General features: G+C 51.0%; 20 protein-coding genes. 13 read left to right on the plus strand and 7 right to left on the minus strand.

The window, feature by feature from the left end; all coding sequences use genetic code 11:
* From rbsK to kup, 6 genes are all read right to left on the minus strand, one after another.
* Entirely contained in the window at nucleotides 1-930 is a 930-nt protein-coding gene (rbsK, locus tag HGD79_RS15580; RefSeq protein WP_001300603.1) for a ribokinase, read from the minus strand.
* A 125-nt stretch (nucleotides 931-1,055) separates the two neighbouring features.
* Entirely contained in the window at nucleotides 1,056-1,946 is an 891-nt protein-coding gene (gene rbsB, locus HGD79_RS15585; protein WP_001056273.1) for a ribose ABC transporter substrate-binding protein RbsB, read from the minus strand.
* Nucleotides 1,947-1,970: 24 nt separating this feature from the next.
* The gene (gene rbsC, locus HGD79_RS15590; RefSeq protein ID WP_000211858.1) at nucleotides 1,971-2,936 is read right to left on the minus strand and encodes a ribose ABC transporter permease; all 966 of its coding nucleotides are present in this window, start codon (nucleotides 2,934-2,936) and stop codon (nucleotides 1,971-1,973) included.
* 4 nt (nucleotides 2,937-2,940) lie between these two features.
* Nucleotides 2,941-4,446 carry a ribose ABC transporter ATP-binding protein RbsA gene (gene rbsA / locus HGD79_RS15595; RefSeq protein WP_000387753.1) on the minus strand — a complete coding sequence of 502 codons (1,506 nt, stop codon included), beginning with the start codon at nucleotides 4,444-4,446 and terminating at the stop codon, nucleotides 2,941-2,943.
* A 7-nt stretch (nucleotides 4,447-4,453) separates the two neighbouring features.
* Nucleotides 4,454-4,873 (minus strand): D-ribose pyranase, encoded by a 420-nt coding sequence (gene rbsD / locus HGD79_RS15600; RefSeq protein WP_001297694.1) that lies wholly within the window; start codon nucleotides 4,871-4,873, stop codon nucleotides 4,454-4,456.
* A gap of 166 nt (nucleotides 4,874-5,039) precedes the next feature.
* Nucleotides 5,040-6,908 carry a low affinity potassium transporter Kup gene (kup, locus tag HGD79_RS15605; protein WP_000102319.1) on the minus strand — a complete coding sequence of 623 codons (1,869 nt, stop codon included), beginning with the start codon at nucleotides 6,906-6,908 and terminating at the stop codon, nucleotides 5,040-5,042.
* 222 nt (nucleotides 6,909-7,130) lie between these two features.
* Here kup and ravA point away from each other — a divergent pair, with 222 nt between their 5' ends.
* Nucleotides 7,131-8,627 carry an ATPase RavA gene (ravA, locus tag HGD79_RS15610; RefSeq protein ID WP_001315921.1) on the plus strand — a complete coding sequence of 499 codons (1,497 nt, stop codon included), beginning with the start codon at nucleotides 7,131-7,133 and terminating at the stop codon, nucleotides 8,625-8,627.
* A complete protein-coding gene (viaA, locus tag HGD79_RS15615) occupies nucleotides 8,621-10,072 on the plus strand; it encodes an ATPase RavA stimulator ViaA (protein WP_000956630.1) in 1,452 nt (483 codons plus the stop codon). Before ravA ends, viaA begins: the two co-directional genes overlap by 7 nt.
* Before the next feature lie 4 nt (nucleotides 10,073-10,076).
* Here the strand turns inward: viaA and asnA are convergent, their stop codons facing one another.
* Nucleotides 10,077-11,069, minus strand: coding sequence for an aspartate--ammonia ligase (gene asnA, locus HGD79_RS15620; RefSeq protein ID WP_000845133.1), 993 nt, complete (start codon nucleotides 11,067-11,069; stop codon nucleotides 10,077-10,079).
* A 151-nt stretch (nucleotides 11,070-11,220) separates the two neighbouring features.
* Between asnA and asnC the strand changes: the two genes are divergently transcribed.
* The 11 genes from asnC to atpG all read left to right on the plus strand — a co-directional run bounded on the left by asnC (nucleotide 11,221) and on the right by atpG (nucleotide 20,822).
* Complete coding sequence (gene asnC, locus HGD79_RS15625) at nucleotides 11,221-11,679, plus strand: transcriptional regulator AsnC (RefSeq protein WP_000432970.1); 459 nt, start codon at nucleotides 11,221-11,223, stop codon at nucleotides 11,677-11,679.
* Nucleotides 11,680-11,768: 89 nt separating this feature from the next.
* Nucleotides 11,769-12,212: an FMN-binding protein MioC gene (gene mioC, locus HGD79_RS15630; protein ID WP_000763731.1), complete on the plus strand. Its 444-nt coding sequence runs from the start codon at nucleotides 11,769-11,771 to the stop codon at nucleotides 12,210-12,212.
* A gap of 378 nt (nucleotides 12,213-12,590) precedes the next feature.
* A complete protein-coding gene (gene mnmG, locus HGD79_RS15635; RefSeq protein ID WP_000499788.1) occupies nucleotides 12,591-14,480 on the plus strand; it encodes a tRNA uridine-5-carboxymethylaminomethyl(34) synthesis enzyme MnmG in 1,890 nt (629 codons plus the stop codon).
* Between the two features lie 63 nt (nucleotides 14,481-14,543).
* Nucleotides 14,544-15,167 (plus strand): 16S rRNA (guanine(527)-N(7))-methyltransferase RsmG, encoded by a 624-nt coding sequence (rsmG, locus tag HGD79_RS15640; protein ID WP_000932839.1) that lies wholly within the window; start codon nucleotides 14,544-14,546, stop codon nucleotides 15,165-15,167.
* A gap of 616 nt (nucleotides 15,168-15,783) precedes the next feature.
* Complete coding sequence (atpI, locus tag HGD79_RS15645; protein WP_000116695.1) at nucleotides 15,784-16,164, plus strand: F0F1 ATP synthase subunit I; 381 nt, start codon at nucleotides 15,784-15,786, stop codon at nucleotides 16,162-16,164.
* An 8-nt stretch (nucleotides 16,165-16,172) separates the two neighbouring features.
* Entirely contained in the window at nucleotides 16,173-16,988 is an 816-nt protein-coding gene (atpB, locus tag HGD79_RS15650; protein WP_000135625.1) for a F0F1 ATP synthase subunit A, read from the plus strand.
* Between the two features lie 46 nt (nucleotides 16,989-17,034).
* Entirely contained in the window at nucleotides 17,035-17,274 is a 240-nt protein-coding gene (atpE, locus tag HGD79_RS15655; RefSeq protein ID WP_000429386.1) for a F0F1 ATP synthase subunit C, read from the plus strand.
* Between the two features lie 61 nt (nucleotides 17,275-17,335).
* Complete coding sequence (gene atpF / locus HGD79_RS15660; protein ID WP_001052219.1) at nucleotides 17,336-17,806, plus strand: F0F1 ATP synthase subunit B; 471 nt, start codon at nucleotides 17,336-17,338, stop codon at nucleotides 17,804-17,806.
* Nucleotides 17,807-17,820: 14 nt separating this feature from the next.
* A complete protein-coding gene (gene atpH, locus HGD79_RS15665; protein WP_001288587.1) occupies nucleotides 17,821-18,354 on the plus strand; it encodes a F0F1 ATP synthase subunit delta in 534 nt (177 codons plus the stop codon).
* A 12-nt stretch (nucleotides 18,355-18,366) separates the two neighbouring features.
* Nucleotides 18,367-19,908: a F0F1 ATP synthase subunit alpha gene (gene atpA / locus HGD79_RS15670; RefSeq protein WP_001176745.1), complete on the plus strand. Its 1,542-nt coding sequence runs from the start codon at nucleotides 18,367-18,369 to the stop codon at nucleotides 19,906-19,908.
* A 50-nt stretch (nucleotides 19,909-19,958) separates the two neighbouring features.
* Nucleotides 19,959-20,822: a F0F1 ATP synthase subunit gamma gene (gene atpG, locus HGD79_RS15675; RefSeq protein WP_000896498.1), complete on the plus strand. Its 864-nt coding sequence runs from the start codon at nucleotides 19,959-19,961 to the stop codon at nucleotides 20,820-20,822.

Genomic DNA, 20,822 nt, shown 5'->3' on the forward strand with positions numbered 1-20,822 from the left:
TCACCTCTGCCTGTCTAAAAATGCGTCGATCTCTTCACGCCACGGTACGGAAGGTTGTGCGCCTTTACGTGTTACGGCAATCGCAGCGGCAGCATGGGCAAACCGAATCGCCTCTGGCAATGGTTTTTCTTCCAGCAACGCCGTGATTAACGCGCCGTTAAAGGTATCTCCGGCAGCAATGGTATCGACAGCCTGCACCCGGAATCCAGGAACGCGCTGACCTTCACCATTCACGCTAGCCCATACACCACGACTTCCTAAAGTAATCAGTACAGTACGGATACCTTTTTCATGCAGTACCTGCGCCGCCTTCGCTGCATCTTCATCATTTTCAACACGAATACCGGTGAGCTTTTCTGCTTCCGTTTCGTTTGGCGTAATAATGTCCACCAGCGCCAGCAGTTCGTCAGGAAGTTCGCGAGCCGGAGCCGGGTTAAGCGCAACGATAGTCTTATTTTGATGGGCGATTTTCGCCGCTGCCATCACACTTTCGAGTGGTGATTCCAGCTGCATTAATAATGCTGACGCGTTGGCAATACGCTCACGTTGCGCTTCCACCAGCGCCGGGGAAAGGGCAGCATTAGCGCCGGCATGAATACCGATGACATTCTCACCTTCGCCATTAACAAAAATCAGCGCCACACCTGTTGATTCGCCTTTGATCACGCTGACCGGAGTAATATCAATGTTATCAGTGGCGAGCTGCTGGCGAACGCTCTCACCAATGCTGTCATCACCCGTACAGGCAATAAACGCGATATTCGCACCGCTACGCCCAGCAGCCACAGCCTGATTCGCGCCTTTGCCGCCAAATGCAACCTGATAGTGGTTACCGGTTACGGTTTCGCCTGGAGTAGGAAAAGATTGAAGATTAAGAATGTGGTCAGCATTAATGCTGCCAAGAACAACGAGGCTGCCTGCGTTTTGCATATTCGGGATGTCCATAAAATGCGCCACCGTGTTAGGGTGGCGCGTGCCCTGCTTTTCTTTATATTACACGTTCATCTGTCGATGACGTATTTATGTCACCATCAGGTCATACAACCTGATTAAAACTACTGCTTAACAACCAGTTTCAGATCAACCGGATACTTAGCCTGAACTTTCTCGCCTTTCAGCACTTTATCTGCGGTTTCGACGCCTTTCGCGCCAATCTGATCGGGTAGCTGAGCGATAGTCGCTGCTAGTTTGCCATCATTCACCGCTTTTTCGCCATCCGGTGTACCGTCAAATCCGACGACCATCACATCCGATTTACCGGCAGTTTGCAGTGCGCGCAGCGCGCCCAGCGCCATTTCATCATTCTGCGCGAATACAGCCTGAACATCCGGATGAGCGGTCAACAGGTTCTGCATTACGTTCAAACCTTTAGTGCGATCAAAATCTGCTGGCTGGCTGGCAAGAACATTAAACTTGTGAGCAGCAACGGCCTGCTGGAAGCCTTCGCCACGTTCACGGGCTGCGGATGTACCAGCAATGCCTTGCAGCTCGATAACTTTGGCACCTTCACCCGCTTTCTTCGCGATGTAATCACCGGCGATTTTGCCACCCAGTACGTTATCAGAAGCAATGTGGCTCACCACTTCACCTTTCGTTGCCTGGCGGTCAAGAGTGATAACCGGGATGTTCGCCTGGTTAGCCATCTTCACAGCATTACCTACTGCGTCGGAGTCGGTCGGGTTAATCAGCAGAATTTTGGTGCCGCGAACGGTTAAGTCCTGCACGTTCGCCAGCTCTTTCGCCGGGTTGTTCTGGGAGTCCAGCACCACCAGGTTATAGCCAAGCTTATCCGCCTCTTTCTGCGCGCCATCTTTCAGCGATACAAAGAACGGGTTGTTAAGCGTGGAGACCACCAGCGCGATGGTGTCTTTTGCCATCGCATTCGCACTGACGGTGGCGCTTAGCGCAACAGCGGAAACCAGGGTAGCCAGTTTTTTCATGTTCATATTCAAGATGTCCTGTAGTCGTTATTACTGCTTTTTGTTGTCTACCAGCACCGCCAGCAAAATCACCACCGCTTTGACGATCATCTGGTAATAGGAGGAAACACCTAACAAATTCAATCCATTATTAAGGAAGCCAAGAATTAATGCGCCGATCAACGTCCCAACAATGCGACCTTTTCCGCCCGCCAGACTCGTACCGCCCAGAACCACCGCAGCAATAGCATCCAGCTCATAGCCAGTCCCCGCCGTGGGTTGTGCGGAGGAGAGACGCGCCACTTCAATGATCCCGGCCAGCGATGCCAGCAGACCACAAAGAGAATAGACGATGATTTTGATTTTATTGACGTTGATACCAGAAAGACGCGTTGCCGCTTCGTTGCCGCCCAGCGCGTAGATGTAACGCCCCAGACGCGTGTGATGCAGCATGTACCAGGCCGCGAGGAAGACAATCCCCATGATCCAGACTGGCGTCGGTACGCCCAGCGGACGACCAATACCAAACCAGCCAAACAGATCGGCGTTCTCAGTAAAGCCGGTATTCACTGGGCTACCGTTGGTATAAACCATGGTCACGCCGCGCAGTAAAAGCATCATAACCAGCGTAGCGATAAACGCCTGAACGCGACCTTTCGCTACAATCACCCCGGTTACCGCACCAATTGCGGCACCTAACGCGAGAGCGGCAGCGACAGCCACCAGCGCATTGACTTCAATGCCGACGATAGATGCAGCAACTGCGCCGGTTAGCGCCAACAGAGAACCTACAGACAAGTCGATGCCCGACGTCAGGATCACCAGCGTCATCCCGACCGCCATAATGGCGTTCACCGAGGTTTGCTGGAGAATATTGAATAAGTTATTGATGGTGAAAAAGTTCGGGCTTAACGTCGAGACAATCGCGATCAGCACCAGCAGAGCGATAAGCGATTTCTGCTCCATCAGCCACGCTTTCGTGAAATAACGGCGACCAGAGACAGTCTGGGTTGTCATTTTTTTACTCCTGATTCACGCGATTAAGCTTGCCCACAGCGGCAGCCATTAACACTTCCTGGGTGGCCTGCTCACGAGTAAATTCCCCGCTGAGATGCCCTTCATGCATGACGATGATGCGATCGCTCATGCCTAATACTTCTGGCATCTCCGATGACACCAGAATGATGCTCAAGCCATCGGCTTTGAACTGGTTAATCAGTTGATAGATCTCTTTTTTCGCGCCGACATCTACGCCACGGGTAGGTTCATCAAGGATCAACACTTTGGGGCGTGTCATCAGACCGCGGGCAATCGCCACTTTTTGCTGATTGCCACCGGAAAGCAGACCAATTGCCTGTTCCATCGACGGTGTTTTCACATTAAACAGACGAATGAAATCACTCACAGCCTGCTGTTCATCGGCATGCTTCAAACTGCCGCCAGCGCGGCTGAAGTAGCGCAGCGCTGTCAGCGACATGTTCTCTTTTACTGACATGCCCAACACTAAACCGTCACGTTTACGGTCTTCGGAGATATACACAATGCCGCTTGCCAGGCCATCCTGCGGTGAACGGGTAACGACTTCATGCCCATCCAGGGTGACGTAACCGCTGGTGCGCGGTAGTGCGCCGTAGAGCACTTTCATCAGTTCGGTACGACCTGCGCCCATCAAACCAGAGACGCCAAGAATTTCGCCTTTGCGTAAAGTAAAAGAGACATCGTTAACGCCAGGTCCGCAGAGATTATCGACTTTCAGGCGGATATCTCCCGGCGCTTTGTCCAGGTGTGGATATTGATCTTCTAGCTTGCGGCCCACCATCATCTCAATCAGCGAATCTTCGGTCAGTGATGCCACTTCGCGCTCAGCAATAAATTGCCCGTCACGAAAAACGGTAACGTCATCGCAAATCTCGAAGATTTCTTTCATGCGGTGGGAGATATAGACAATACCGCGGCCTTGCGATTTCAGCTCGCGTATGACGCGGAACAGGGATTCGGTTTCGGTATCGGTCAGCGCATCGGTCGGTTCATCCATAATGATGACTTTCGACTCAAAGCTCAGCACTTTGGCGATTTCAACCATTTGCTGGTCACCGATGGAAAGATCGCCCACCAGCTTGTCGCTTTTAAAGCGCAGGTTAAGTTTAGCCAGCAATTTATCCGCTTCGGCATACATGGTTTTCCAGTCAATTTTGCCAAAGCGATTAACAAACTCACGACCGAGGAAAATGTTTTCGGCAATGGTCAACTGCGGGATCAGGTTCAGTTCCTGATGGATAATCCCAATCCCGGCTTCCTGGGAAGATTTCGGCCCGGTAAATGTCGTTTCTTTCCCCAGCCATAAAAGCGTGCCGGCATCGCGAGCATAGATACCAGTAAGCACTTTCATCATGGTGGATTTACCCGCGCCGTTTTCGCCCACCAGCGCCATCACGCGGCCCGGATAGACATTTAACGCTGCGCCCGAGAGGGCTTTTACGCCCGGGAAGGCTTTATCGATGCCTTTAAGCTGAAGTAATGCTTCCATGACGGCCTCAGAACGTCACGCCAGCACAGAGAATGATATTCGCATACGGAGAACATTCTCCGCTGCGAATTACCGCCTGACTTTCTGCGGTTTGTTGTTTGAATTGTTCATGCGTGGTGTAACGAATTTCAATGGTATTTCCCTGGTGTTTTTGCAGCTGCTCAAGGTGAGTGAGCAACGTTTCGTGGAGTTGCGGATTATGTTGTTTGATCTCTTCCGCGATAATGGCAGCCTCGACCTGCATTTCATTTGTGACGACGCCCAGCACCTGCATAAAAGAAGGTACACCCTGGGTTAATGCCATATCGATACGCGTTGTACTTTTGGGGATGGGTAAACCAGCATCACACACCACCAGCGTATCGGTATGTCCCAGACGGGAGATCATCGATGAAATATCAGAATTAAGAACGGTGCCTTTTTTCATTTTTTTCTCCATCAGCGAAACGTTTCGCTGACCCGCAGTTTAATCCTGACTGAGTTGGGAAAACCATCGTGACGTTACGGAAATGTGATCAACCTCGAAACGTTTTACATGGTGATTAACCATGAAAACAAAAACGCCCCCTTATGGAGAAAGGAGGCGTCTGGCGTTAGATTTCGACCTGAGTACCCAGTTCGATAACCCTGTTTGGCGGAATTTCAAATTGATCTGGTGCACGCAGCGCATTACGTTGCAGCAGCAAGTACAGCTTGCCGCGCAGACGCAAATACCACGGGCGTTTGCCGAGGATCAACGACTCATGCGACATAAAGAAGGAGGTTTCCATCATCCGGCAACTTAATCCTTCCAGACCGCAGCGGTGGAAAACTTCTTCCACGTTTGGCGTTTCTCGCCAACCATAACTTGCCACCACGCGCCAGAAAGTGGGCGACAGTTGTTCTATCTGTACCCGACGGACGTTATGGACATATGGCGCGTCTTCGGTGCGCAGAGTTAACAGAATCACCCGCTCATGCAATACCTTGTTATGTTTAAGGTTATGCATCAGCGCAAAGGGAATGACGTTGATTGCACGCGACATATACACCGCGGTCCCGGGCACGCGAACAGGCGGTGATTTCTCCAGCGAAGCAATCATCGCTTCCAGAGAGTTACCATGTTCATGCATCCGCCGCAGCAAGCGGAAACGCTCGCTCTTCCAGGTGGTCATCACGATAAACATCACAGTACCGAGGCTCAATGGCAACCAGCCGCCGGAGAGCAGTTTATCGAGGTTAGCGGTGAACAATGGAATATCGACACAAAGGAAAGCAATCAGGATCAGCGCAACAAAATACTTATTCCAGTGCCAGTTCTGACGTGCCACAGTAGTCGAGAGAATAGACGTCAGCACCATGGTTCCGGTCACCGCAATCCCGTACGCCGCCGCCAGGTTGCTGGAGTGCTCAAAGCTGACAATCACAATCACGACCGCGACATAGAGCATCCAGTTCACAAACGGAATATAGATTTGCCCTGACTCCATTTCGGAGGTGTGAATAATGCGCATCGGCGACAAATATCCCAGACGTACCGCCTGACGCGTCAATGAGAAGACGCCAGAGATGACAGCCTGCGAGGCGATTACCGTCGCCAGTGCGGCGATGATCAGCAGCGGGATCAGCGCCCAGTCCGGTGCCAACAGGAAGAACGGGTTCTTAATCGCTTCCGGGTTCTTTAACAACAGCGCTCCCTGACCGAAGTAATTAAGGGTCAAGGAAGGTAATACGACGGTGAACCACGCCAGGCGAATAGGGAACTTACCAAAGTGCCCCATATCAGCATACAGCGCCTCGACCCCCGTAATCGACAACACCACTGCCCCTAATGCAATAAAAGAAACCGTTTTGTATTCAAGGAAGAAATGCACCGCCCACATTGGATTCAGCGCATGCAGCACTTCCGGGTTAGCAATAATGCTACGTAACCCCAGTCCTGCCAGAATCAAAAACCAGGTCAGCATGATCGGCGCAAACAGCTTACCGACCATAGCCGTGCCATGTTTTTGAATCATAAATAATAAAGTGAGAACGATAATTGAGAGGGGAACTATCCAGGTATCCAGCTGCGGGGCGACGATTTCCAGACCTTCAATGGCTGACATCACCGAAATAGCGGGTGTTATGACGACTTCACCATAGAAAAAGCTGCCGCCGATTAGCCCCATAATCACCAGCATTGATGTGGTTCGCGCCGACGTATTACGCCCGGCAAGCGACATCAACGTCAGGATCCCCCCCTCACCGGCGTTATCTGCCCGCATCACGAAGGTGAGATATTTAATGGAAACCACAAAGATTAGCAGCCAGAAGATCAGCGATAAAAAGCCAAACACGGCATCGCGTTCAACGCCAAAACCAAACTGGCCGGACAAACATTCACGAAGTGTATATAACGGGCTGGTACCAATATCGCCGTAGACAACTCCAATCGCCGCGAGGGTAATCGCGGGCAATGATTGCTTATTATCAGTGCTCATAGACTAGTCTTTCGTTGAAATATGAAATGTGTGCTTAGTCCCTTGGCCCACAAAAAAGCGCACAGTATGCACGATTAACGGCAAAATCGTACTCCTAAATGCGGCCACATTAACCTGGCTCAAAGAAAAATACCCCCCCTTTGAGACTATTTTAGCCACCAGCAAGAAACGTCTATACTCGCAATTTACGCAGAACTTTTGACGAAAGGACGCCACTTCATTATGGCTCACCCTCATTTATTAGCGGAAAGAATTTCCCGCCTGAGCAGTTCGTTGGAAAAGGGGCTTTATGAACGTAGCCACGCCATCCGCTTGTGTTTATTAGCGGCATTAAGTGGTGAAAGTGTGTTCCTCCTTGGCCCGCCAGGTATTGCCAAAAGTTTGATCGCCCGGCGCTTAAAATTCGCCTTTCAGAATGCCCGCGCGTTTGAATATCTGATGACCCGCTTCTCCACGCCGGAAGAAGTTTTTGGTCCCCTTTCTATTCAGGCGCTAAAAGATGAAGGGCGCTATGAACGTTTAACCAGCGGTTACCTGCCGGAAGCAGAAATTGTCTTTCTGGATGAGATCTGGAAAGCGGGCCCGGCAATTCTTAATACCTTGCTCACCGCCATTAACGAGCGCCAGTTCCGCAACGGTGCACACGTAGAAAAAATCCCGATGCGTCTGCTGGTGGCGGCCTCCAACGAGCTGCCGGAAGCAGACAGCAGTCTGGAAGCGTTATATGACCGCATGCTGATTCGTCTGTGGTTAGATAAAGTGCAGGATAAAGCGAATTTCCGCTCCATGCTGACCAGTCAACAGGATGAAAACGACAATCCGGTTCCTGATGCCTTGCAGGTCACAGATGAAGAATATGAACGTTGGCAGAAAGAGATTGGTGAAATTACGCTGCCCGATCATGTATTTGAGCTGATTTTTATGCTGCGCCAGCAACTGGATAAATTACCGGATGCGCCTTATGTCTCGGATCGTCGCTGGAAAAAAGCGATCCGATTATTGCAGGCCAGCGCCTTTTTTAGCGGTCGCAGTGCTGTTGCCCCGGTAGATCTCATTTTGCTGAAAGATTGCCTGTGGTATGACGCGCAAAGCCTGAATTTGATACAACAACAAATTGATGTATTGATGACCGGTCACGCCTGGCAACAGCAAGGGATGTTGACTCGCCTTGGCGCGATTGTGCAACGTCACCTGCAACTCCAGCAGCAACAAAGCGATAAAACAGCCTTAACGGTAATTCGTCTGGGCGGCATTTTCAGCCGTCGTCAGCAGTATCAACTTCCTGTTAACGTTACTGCTTCCACTCTGACTCTGCTGCTGCAAAAACCGTTAAAATTGCATGATATGGAAGTGGTTCATATCTCCTTTGAGCGTAACGCGCTGGAACAGTGGCTGAGTAAAGGTGGTGAAATTCGCGGCAAACTGAACGGTATCGGCTTTGCCCAGAAATTGAATCTGGAAGTGGATAGCGCCCAACATCTTGTTGTACGCGATGTAAGTTTACAAGGCAGTACGCTGGCACTTCCCGGTTCATCGGCTGAAGGTCTGCCAGGTGAAATAAAACAACAACTGGAAGAGCTTGAAAGTGACTGGCGCAAGCAACACGCTTTATTCAGCGAACAGCAAAAATGTCTGTTTATCCCTGGCGACTGGTTAGGTCGCATTGAAGCCAGCCTACAGGATGTCGGCGCACAGATTCGCCAGGCACAACAATGCTAACGCTGGATACGCTTAATGTGATGCTGGCCGTCAGCGAAGAGGGATTGATCGAAGAGATGATCATCGCGCTGCTGGCCTCACCGCAGCTGGCAGTCTTCTTTGAAAAATTCCCACGACTGAAGGCGGCAATCACTGATGATGTTCCCCGCTGGCGTGAGGCGCTGCGCAGTCGGCTGAAAGATGCCCGAGTCCCGCCGGAACTCACCGAAGAGGTGATGTGCTATCAGCAAAGCCAGCTCCTCTCCACGCCGCAGTTTATTGTGCAGCTACCACAGATCCTGGACTTACTGCATCGTCTGAATTCCCCATGGGCAGAACAAGCCCGACAGTTGGTTGATGCTAACAGCACGATCACTTCAGCGTTACATACGCTTTTCCTCCAGCGTTGGCGTTTAAGTCTGATCGTGCAAGCAACGACGTTAAATCAACAGCTATTAGAAGAAGAACGCGAACAACTGTTAAGTGAAGTTCAGGAACGCATGACGCTGAGCGGACAACTTGAACCGATTCTCGCAGATAACAATACCGCAGCTGGTCGTCTGTGGGATATGAGCGCCGGTCAGCTTAAACGTGGCGACTATCAGTTGATTGTGAAATACGGTGAATTTCTTAACGAACAGCCGGAACTGAAACGCCTGGCAGAACAGCTGGGGCGTTCCCGGGAAGCCAAATCAATACCGCGTAACGATGCGCAGATGGAAGCCTTCCGCACCATGGTGCGCGAACCGGCAACTGTTCCTGAGCAGGTTGATGGTCTGCAACAAAGCGATGATATTTTACGTCTCCTGCCGCCAGAACTGGCGACACTAGGGATAACGGAACTGGAGTATGAGTTTTACCGTCGGCTGGTGGAAAAACAGTTGCTCACCTATCGCCTGCACGGTGAGTCGTGGCGTGAAAAAGTGATCGAACGTCCGGTGGTACATAAAGATTACGATGAACAGCCGCGCGGGCCGTTTATTGTCTGTGTGGATACTTCCGGCTCAATGGGCGGCTTTAATGAACAGTGTGCGAAAGCGTTCTGCCTGGCCTTGATGCGCATTGCTCTCGCTGAAAACCGGCGCTGCTATATTATGCTATTTTCCACCGAGATCGTCCGTTATGAGCTTTCAGGCCCACAAGGCATCGAACAAGCAATCCGTTTTTTAAGCCAGCAGTTTCGTGGCGGCACCGATCTTGCCAGTTGTTTTCGCGCCATTATGGAACGCTTGCAAAGCAGGGAATGGTTTGATGCCGACGCGGTGGTGATTTCTGATTTTATCGCTCAGCGGTTGCCTGACGACGTGACGAGTAAAGTGAAAGAGCTGCAGCGGGTACATCAGCATCGCTTTCATGCCGTGGCGATGTCGGCACACGGCAAACCCGGCATCATGCGCATTTTCGATCATATCTGGCGCTTTGATACCGGGATGCGAAGCCGCCTGCTCAGACGCTGGCGGCGATAAATTATTACAGCAGAGAAGGGACGTTCTCGCGAACAGCAGCTGGCCATACACCACACTGAACCTGGCCGATATGCGGCAGTTGCAGCAGCAGCATGGTCAAACGAGACTGGCCGATACCGCCGCCGATGGTCTGCGGCATTTCACCGCGCAGCAGCGCCTGATGCCATTCCAGCTGCAGACGATCTTCATCACCGGTCAGCGCCAACTGATGCTTCAACGTGTCGGCATCCACGCGGATCCCCATGGAAGAAAGCTCAAACGCATCTTCCAGTACAGGGTTCCATACCAGAATATCGCCGTTCAGACCCGCATGGCCCAGCTCTGACGGGGTGCTCCAGTCATCATAATCCGGTGCGCGCACGTCGTGACGATGACCATCACTCAGCTTGCCGCCAATCCCGACGAGGAATACCGCGCCAAGATCTTTCGCAATCGCCCGCTCACGCCCTTTGGCATCGAGATCCGGATAACGAGACAGTAACTCCTGGCTGTGTACGAAGTGGATCTGATCCGGCAGGAACGGTGCCAAACCAAACTCTTCGCTAACTGCAGCTTCGGTTGCTTTAATTCCCGCCCAGATCGCCTCTACCGTGCTTTTCAGAGTCGAGAATTGACGCTCACCGTCGCCCATTACGCGTTCCCAGTCCCACTGGTCAACATAGACCGAGTGCAACGGAGAAAGACGCTCTTCATCGGGGCGAAGGGCTTTCATGTGCGTGTACAGCCCTTCGCCCGCGCTGAAGTCGTGTTGCCCTAAGGTCTGACGTTTCCACTTCGCCAGTGAATGAACCACTTCGAACTGGGCATCAGGCAGAGCTTTCACTTTTACCTGCACCGCTTTTTCACAGCCCGACAAGTTATCCTGCGTGCCATCCCCCACACGGCTAAGAATCGGCGCCTGGACTTCGATCAGCCCCAGACGTTCTTCCAGTTGGCGAGAAAAGTGAGATTTCACGAAGCTAATTTGGCGTTGTTTGGCAATGTAAGCGGTTTTCATTTTTTATACTCCTGCGTCCTGTTGCTTATGATTAAGCAACAAAAACCGACACACATGCAATAATCATTCAATAAAAAGCCTAACACACTTTTGATTCATTAAAAAAGAAGGCTAAAATAGAATGAATCATCAATCTGCATAAGAAAATCCTATGGAAAATTATCTGATCGACAATCTGGACCGTGGCATCCTGGAAGCATTAATGGGCAATGCGCGCACCGCTTACGCCGAACTGGCGAAACAATTTGGCGTCAGTCCGGGGACGATTCACGTTCGAGTAGAGAAAATGAAGCAGGCGGGGATCATTACCGGGGCGCGTATTGATGTCAGCCCGAAGCAGCTCGGTTATGACGTAGGCTGCTTTATCGGCATTATATTAAAGAGCGCCAAAGACTACCCTTCCGCGCTGGCAAAGCTGGAAAGCCTTGATGAAGTCACTGAAGCCTATTACACAACCGGCCACTACAGCATCTTTATAAAAGTGATGTGCCGTTCGATCGACGCTCTCCAGCATGTACTTATCAACAAGATCCAAACAATTGATGAAATTCAGTCCACCGAGACATTGATCGTCCTGCAAAACCCGATCATGCGTACCATCAAGCCATAATCGGCTTTTTTAATCCCATACTTTTCCACAGGTAGATCCCAACGCGTTCACAGCGTACAATACGCCACTCTTAATAAAGGTGGCGGTTTATGGCAGATATCACTCTTATCAGCGGCAGCACCCTCGGCGGTGCCGAATATGTAGCAGAACACCTGGCTGAAAAGCTGGAAGAGGCGGGTTTTACCACCGAAACGCTGCACGGTCCGCTGTTGGAAGATTTATCTGCCTCGGGGATCTGGCTGATTATCAGCTCCACCCACGGTGCCGGAGATATTCCGGACAACCTTTCTCCTTTCTATGAAGCATTGCAGGAACAGAAGCCCGATCTTTCTGCGGTCCGCTTTGGCGCAATCGGTATTGGCAGTCGTGAATATGACACCTTTTGTGGGGCTATCGATAAACTCGAGGCAGAACTCAAAAATTCCGGTGCAAAACAGACAGGCGAAACACTGAAGATCAACATTCTTGATCACGACATTCCGGAAGATCCGGCAGAAGAATGGCTGGGATCGTGGATTAATTTACTCAAATAAGTATACAGATCGTGCGATCTACTGTGGATAACTCTGTCAGGAAGCTTGGATCAACCGGTAGTTATCCAAAGAACAACCGTTGTTCAGTTTTTGAGTTGTGTATAACCCCTCATTCTGATCCCAGCTTATACGGTCCAGGATCACCGATCATTCACAGTTAATGATCCTTTCCAGGTTGTTGATCTTAAAAGCCGGATCCTTGTTATCCACAGGGCAGTGCGATCCTAATAAGAGATCACAATAGAACAGATCTCTAAATAAATAGATCTTCTTTTTAATACCCAAGATCCCAGGTCTTTCTCAAGCCGACAAAGTTGAGTAGAATCCACGGCCCGGGCTTCAATCCATTTTCATACCGCGTTATGCGAGGCAATCACCATGTTTTATCCGGATCCTTTTGACGTCATCATCATTGGCGGGGGTCATGCAGGCACCGAGGCCGCGATGGCCGCGGCGCGTATGGGTCAACAGACTCTGCTTTTGACACACAATATCGACACTCTGGGGCAGATGAGCTGCAACCCGGCGATCGGCGGTATTGGGAAGGGACATCTGGTAAAAGAAGTGGATGCACTCGGCGGTCTGATGGCGAAAGCGATCGATCAAGCGGGTATCCAGTTTAGGATACTAAACGCAAGCAAAGGACCGGCGGTTCGCGCTACCCGAGCTCAGGCGGATCGTGTGCTCTACCGTCAGGCGGTACGTACGGCGCTGGAGAACCAACCGAACCTGATGATCTTCCAGCAGGCGGTTGAAGATCTTATTGTCGAAAACGATCGCGTGGTCGGTGCTGTTACCCAAATGGGACTGAAGTTCCGTGCCAAAGCCGTCGTGCTCACCGTTGGGACGTTCCTCGACGGTAAAATTCATATCGGTCTGGATAATTACAGCGGTGGCCGTGCTGGTGATCCGCCGTCCATTCCGCTTTCTCGCCGTTTGCGTGAACTGCCGCTGCGCGTTGGTCGTCTGAAAACCGGGACACCACCGCGTATTGATGCTCGAACTATCGACTTTAGTGTGCTGGCGCAACAGCATGGCGATAACCCAATGCCGGTATTCTCGTTTATGGGCAATGCGTCCCAGCATCCCCAGCAGGTGCCGTGTTATATCACTCATACCAACGAGAAAACCCATGATGTGATCCGCAGTAACCTCGATCGTAGCCCAATGTATGCAGGGGTGATCGAAGGTGTCGGCCCACGCTACTGCCCGTCGATCGAAGACAAAGTCATGCGCTTCGCCGACAGAAATCAGCATCAGATCTTCCTTGAACCGGAAGGGCTGACTTCTAACGAAATTTATCCGAACGGTATCTCCACCAGCCTGCCGTTCGATGTGCAGATGCAAATCGTCCGCTCTATGCAGGGGATGGAAAACGCGAAGATCGTGCGTCCGGGTTATGCCATTGAGTATGACTTCTTCGATCCTCGCGACCTGAAACCGACGCTGGAGAGCAAGTTTATCCAGGGGCTGTTCTTTGCTGGTCAGATTAACGGCACTACCGGTTACGAAGAAGCCGCTGCGCAAGGTTTGCTGGCCGGTCTTAACGCTGCCCGTCTGTCTGCTGACAAAGAAGGTTGGGCTCCGGCGCGTTCTCAGGCCTATCTCGGCGTACTGGTTGATGACCTGTGCACTTTAGGAACCAAAGAACCGTATCGTATGTTTACTTCGCGCGCAGAATATCGTCTGATGCTGCGCGAAGATAATGCGGATCTGCGTTTGACTGAAATCGGTCGTGAACTGGGCCTGGTGGATGACGAACGTTGGGCGCGCTTTAACGAGAAACTTGAGAATATCGAGCGTGAGCGTCAGCGTCTGAAATCGACCTGGGTAACCCCGTCGGCGGAAGCTGCAGCCGAAGTGAATGCTCACCTGACTGCGCCGCTTTCCCGTGAAGCCAGTGGTGAAGATCTGCTGCGTCGTCCGGAAATGACTTATGAAAAATTAACCACGCTGACGCCGTTTGCCCCTGCGTTGACAGACGAACAGGCGGCGGAACAGGTTGAGATTCAGGTTAAATACGAAGGTTATATCGCGCGCCAGCAAGATGAGATCGAAAAGCAGCTGCGTAACGAGAACACCCTGCTACCAGCGACACTGGATTACCGCCAGGTATCCGGTCTTTCTAACGAAGTGATCGCCAAACTTAACGATCACAAACCGGCCTCTATCGGCCAGGCTTCACGTATTTCTGGCGTCACGCCTGCGGCCATCTCCATTCTGCTGGTGTGGCTGAAAAAACAGGGTATGCTGCGTCGTAGCGCATAACGCATTAAAAATGCCTGGTAAGCACCCGCTTACCAGGCAACGCATCAAGAACAGGTAATCACCGTGCTCAACAAACTCTCCTTACTGCTGAAAGACGCAGGTATTTCGCTTACCGATCACCAGAAAAACCAGCTTATTGCCTACGTGAATATGCTGCATAAATGGAACAAAGCGTACAACCTGACTTCGGTCCGCGATCCTAATGAGATGCTGGTACGCCATATTCTCGATAGCATTGTGGTGGCACCGTATCTGCAAGGTGAACGGTTTATCGATGTCGGCACCGGTCCTGGACTGCCTGGCATTCCACTCTCTATCGTGCGTCCTGAAGCCCATTTCACTCTGTTGGATAGCCTTGGTAAACGCGTGCGTTTCCTTCGTCAGGTGCAACATGAGCTTAAACTGGAGAATATTGAGCCAGTACAGAGCAGGGTAGAAGAGTTTCCTTCAGAGCCGCCATTTGATGGCGTAATTAGCCGCGCTTTTGCCTCTCTGAACGATATGGTGAGCTGGTGTCACCATCTTCCTGGTGAGCAAGGCCGTTTCTACGCGCTGAAAGGGCAAATGCCGGAAGATGAAATCGCTTTGTTGCCCGAAGAATATCAGGTTGAATCAGTGGTTAAACTTCAGGTTCCTGCCCTGGATGGCGAACGCCATCTGGTGGTGATTAAAGCAAATAAAATTTAATTTTTATCAAAAAAATCATAAAAAATTGACCGGTTAGACTGTTAACAACAACCAGGTTTTCTACTGATATAACTGGTTACATTTAACGCCACGTTCACTCTTTTGCATCAACAAGATAACGTGGCTTTTTTTGGTAAGCAGAAAATAAGTCATTAGTGAAAATATCAGTCTGCTAAAAATCGGCGCTAAGAATCATCATTGGCTGTTAAAACATTATTAAAAATGTCAATGGGTGGTTTTTGTTGTGTAAATGTCATTTATTAAAACAGTATCTGTTTTTAGACTTAAATATCATAAACTTGCAAAGGCATCATTTGCCAAGTAAATAAATATGCTGTGCGCGAACATGCGCAATATGTGATCTGAAGCACGCTTTATCACCAGTGTTTACGCGTTATTTACAGTTTTTCATGATCGAACAGGGTTAGCAGAAAAGTCGCAATTGTATGCACTGGAAAAATATTTAAACATTTATTCACCTTTTGGCTACTTATTGTTTGAAATCACGGGGGCGCACCGTATAATTTGACCGCTTTTTGATGCTTGACTCTAAGCCTTAAAGAAAGTTTTATACGACACGCGGCATACCTCGAAGGGAGCAGGAGTGAAAAACGTGATGTCTGTGTCGCTCGTGAGTCGAAACGTTGCTCGGAAGCTTCTGCTCGTTCAGTTACTGGTGGTGATAGCAAGTGGATTGCTGTTCAGCCTCAAAGACCCCTTCTGGGGCGTCTCTGCAATAAGCGGGGGCCTGGCAGTCTTTCTGCCTAACGTTTTGTTTATGATATTTGCCTGGCGTCACCAGGCGCATACACCAGCGAAAGGCCGGGTGGCCTGGACATTCGCATTTGGCGAAGCTTTCAAAGTTCTGGCGATGTTGGTGTTACTGGTGGTGGCGTTGGCGGTTTTAAAGGCGGTATTCTTGCCGCTGATCGTTACGTGGGTTTTGGTGCTGGTGGTTCAGATACTGGCACCGGCTGTAATTAACAACAAAGGGTAAAAGGCATCATGGCTTCAGAAAATATGACGCCGCAGGATTACATAGGACACCACCTGAATAACCTTCAGCTGGACCTGCGTACATTCTCGCTGGTGGATCCACAAAACCCCCCAGCCACCTTCTGGACAATCAATATTGACTCCATGTTCTTCTCGGTGGTGCTGGGTCTGTTGTTCCTGGTTTTATTCCGTAGCGTAGCCAAAAAGGCGACCAGCGGTGTGCCAGGTAAGTTTCAGACCGCGATTGAGCTGGTGATCGGCTTTGTTAATGGTAGCGTGAAAGACATGTACCATGGCAAAAGCAAGCTGATTGCTCCGCTGGCCCTGACGATCTTCGTCTGGGTATTCCTGATGAACCTGATGGATTTACTGCCTATCGACCTGCTGCCGTACATTGCTGAACATGTACTGGGTCTGCCTGCACTGCGTGTGGTTCCGTCTGCGGACGTGAACGTAACGCTGTCTATGGCATTGGGCGTATTTATCCTGATTCTGTTCTACAGCATCAAAATGAAAGGCATCGGCGGCTTCACGAAAGAGTTGACGCTGCAGCCGTTCAATCACTGGGCGTTCATTCCTGTCAACTTAATCCTTGAAGGGGTAAGCCTGCTGTCCAAACCAGTTTCACTTGGTTTGCGACTGTTCGGTAACATGTATGCCGGTGAGCTGATTTTCATTCTGATTGCTGGTCTGTTGCCGTGGTGGTCACAGTGGATCCTGAATGTGCCGTGGGCCATTTTCCACATCCTGATCATTACGCTGCAAGCCTTCATCTTCATGGTTCTGACGATCGTCTATCTGTCGATGGCGTCTGAAGAACATTAATTTACCAACACTACTACGTTTTAACTGAAACAAACTGGAGACTGTCATGGAAAACCTGAATATGGATCTGCTGTACATGGCTGCCGCTGTGATGATGGGTCTGGCGGCAATCGGTGCTGCGATCGGTATCGGCATCCTCGGGGGTAAATTCCTGGAAGGCGCAGCGCGTCAACCTGATCTGATTCCTCTGCTGCGTACTCAGTTCTTTATCGTTATGGGTCTGGTGGATGCTATCCCGATGATCGCTGTAGGTCTGGGTCTGTACGTGATGTTCGCTGTCGCGTAGTAAGCGTTGCTTTTATTTAAAGAGCAATATCAGAACGTTAACTAAATAGAGGCATTGTGCTGTGAATCTTAACGCAACAATCCTCGGCCAGGCCATCGCGTTTGTCCTGTTCGTTCTGTTCTGCATGAAGTACGTATGGCCGCCATTAATGGCAGCCATCGAAAAACGTCAAAAAGAAATTGCTGACGGCCTTGCTTCCGCAGAACGAGCACATAAGGACCTTGACCTTGCAAAGGCCAGCGCGACCGACCAGCTGAAAAAAGCGAAAGCGGAAGCCCAGGTAATCATCGAGCAGGCGAACAAACGCCGCTCGCAGATTCTGGACGAAGCGAAAGCTGAGGCAGAACAGGAACGTACTAAAATCGTGGCCCAGGCGCAGGCAGAAATTGAAGCCGAGCGTAAACGTGCCCGTGAAGAGCTGCGTAAGCAAGTTGCTATCCTGGCTGTTGCTGGCGCCGAGAAGATCATCGAACGTTCCGTGGATGAAGCTGCTAACAGCGACATCGTGGATAAACTTGTCGCTGAACTGTAAGGAGGGAGGGGCTGATGTCTGAATTTATTACGGTAGCTCGCCCCTACGCCAAAGCAGCTTTTGACTTTGCCGTCGAACACCAAAGTGTAGAACGCTGGCAGGACATGCTGGCGTTTGCCGCCGAGGTAACCAAAAACGAACAAATGGCAGAGCTTCTCTCTGGCGCGCTTGCGCCAGAAACGCTCGCCGAGTCGTTTATCGCAGTTTGTGGTGAGCAACTGGACGAAAACGGTCAGAACCTGATTCGGGTAATGGCTGAAAATGGTCGTCTTAACGCGCTCCCGGATGTTCTGGAGCAGTTTATTCACCTTCGTGCCGTGAGTGAGGCTACCGCTGAGGTAGACGTCATTTCCGCTGCCGCACTGAGTGAACAACAGCTCGCGAAAATTTCTGCTGCGATGGAAAAACGTCTGTCACGCAAAGTTAAGCTGAATTGCAAAATCGATAAGTCTGTAATGGCAGGCGTTATCATCCGAGCGGGTGATATGGTCATTGATGGCAGCGTACGCGGTCGTCTTGAGCGCCTTGCAGACGTCTTGCAGTCTTAAGGGGACTGGAGCATGCAACTGAATTCCACCGAAATCAGCGAACTGATCAAGCAGCGCATTGCTCAGTTCAATGTTGTGAGTGAAGCTCACAACGAAGGTACTATTGTTTCTGTAAGTGACGGTGTTATCCGCATTCACGGCCTGGCCGATTGTATGCAGGGTGAAATGATCTCCCTGCCGGGTAACCGTTACGCTATCGCACTGAACCTCGAGCGCGACTCTGTAGGTGCGGTTGTTATGGGTCCGTACGCTGACCTTGCCGAAGGCATGAAAGTTAAGTGTACTGGCCGTATCCTGGAAGTTCCGGTTGGCCGTGGCCTGCTGGGCCGTGTGGTTAACACTCTGGGTGCACCAATCGACGGTAAAGGTCCGCTGGATCACGACGGCTTCTCTGCTGTAGAAGCAATCGCTCCGGGCGTTATCGAACGTCAGTCCGTAGATCAGCCGGTACAGACCGGTTATAAAGCCGTTGACTCCATGATCCCAATCGGTCGTGGTCAGCGTGAATTGATCATCGGTGACCGTCAGACAGGTAAAACCGCACTGGCTATCGATGCCATCATCAACCAGCGCGATTCCGGTATCAAATGTATCTATGTCGCTATCGGCCAGAAAGCGTCCACCATTTCTAACGTGGTACGTAAACTGGAAGAGCACGGCGCACTGGCTAACACCATCGTTGTGGTAGCAACCGCGTCTGAATCCGCTGCACTGCAATACCTGGCACCGTATGCCGGTTGCGCAATGGGCGAATACTTCCGTGACCGCGGTGAAGATGCGCTGATCATTTACGATGACCTGTCTAAACAGGCTGTTGCTTACCGTCAGATCTCCCTGCTGCTCCGTCGTCCGCCAGGACGTGAAGCATTCCCGGGCGACGTTTTCTACCTCCACTCTCGTCTGCTGGAGCGTGCTGCACGTGTTAACGCCGAATACGTTGAAGCCTTCACCAAAGGTGAAGTGAAAGGGAAAACCGGTTCTCTGACCGCACTGCCGATTATCGAAACTCAGGCGGGTGACGTTTCTGCGTTCGTTCCGACCAACGTAATCTCCATTACCGATGGTCAGATCTTCCTGGAAACCAACCTGTTCAACGCCGGTATTCGTCCTGCGGTTAACCCGGGTATTTCCGTATCCCGTGTTGGTGGTGCAGCACAGACCAAGATCATGAAAAAACTGTCCGGTGGTATCCGTACCGCTCTGGCACAGTATCGTGAACTGGCAGCGTTCTCTCAGTTTGCATCCGACCTTGACGATGCAACACGTAAGCAGCTTGACCACGGTCAGAAAGTGACCGAACTGCTGAAACAGAAACAGTATGCGCCGATGTCCGTTGCGCAGCAGTCTCTGGTTCTGTTCGCAGCAGAACGTGGTTACCTGGCGGATGTTGAACTGTCGAAAATTGGCAGCTTCGAAGCCGCTCTGCTGGCTTACGTCGACCGTGATCACGCTCCGTTGATGCAAGAGATCAACCAGACCGGTGGCTACAACGACGAAATCGAAGGCAAGCTGAAAGGCATCCTCGATTCCTTCAAAGCAACCCAATCCTGGTAACGTCTGGCGGCTTGCCTTAGGGCAGGCCGCAAGGCATTGAGGAGAAGCTCATGGCCGGCGCAAAAGAGATACGTAGTAAGATCGCAAGCGTCCAGAACACGCAAAAGATCACTAAAGCGATGGAGATGGTCGCCGCTTCCAAAATGCGTAAATCGCAGGATCGCATGGCGGCCAGCCGTCCTTATGCAGAAACCATGCGCAAAGTGATTGGTCACCTTGCACACGGTAATCTGGAATATAAGCACCCTTACCTGGAAGACCGCGACGTTAAACGCGTGGGCTACCTGGTGGTGTCGACCGACCGTGGTTTGTGCGGTGGTTTGAACATTAACCTGTTCAAAAAACTGCTGGCGGAAATGAAGACCTGGACCGACAAAGGCGTTCAATGCGACCTCGCAATGATCGGCTCGAAAGGCGTGTCGTTCTTCAACTCCGTGGGCGGCAATGTTGTTGCCCAGGTCACCGGCATGGGGGATAACCCTTCCCTGTCCGAACTGATCGGTCCGGTAAAAGTGATGTTGCAGGCCTACGACGAAGGCCGTCTGGACAAGCTTTACATTGTCAGCAACAAATTTATTAACACCATGTCTCAGGTTCCGACCATCAGCCAGCTGCTGCCGTTACCGGCATCAGATGATGATGATCTGAAACATAAATCCTGGGATTACCTGTACGAACCCGATCCGAAGGCGTTGCTGGATACCCTGCTGCGTCGTTATGTCGAATCTCAGGTTTATCAGGGCGTGGTTGAAAACCTGGCCAGCGAGCAGGCCGCCCGTATGGTGGCGATGAAAGCCGCGACCGACAATGGCGGCAGCCTGATTAAAGAGCTGCAGTTGGTATACAACAAAGCTCGTCAGGCCAGCATTACTCAGGAACTCACCGAGATCGTCTCGGGGGCCGCCGCGGTTTAA

Origin of the sequence: Escherichia sp. SCLE84 (genome assembly GCF_012584495.1) — a bacterium.
Lineage (GTDB): Bacteria > Pseudomonadota > Gammaproteobacteria > Enterobacterales > Enterobacteriaceae > ECMA0423.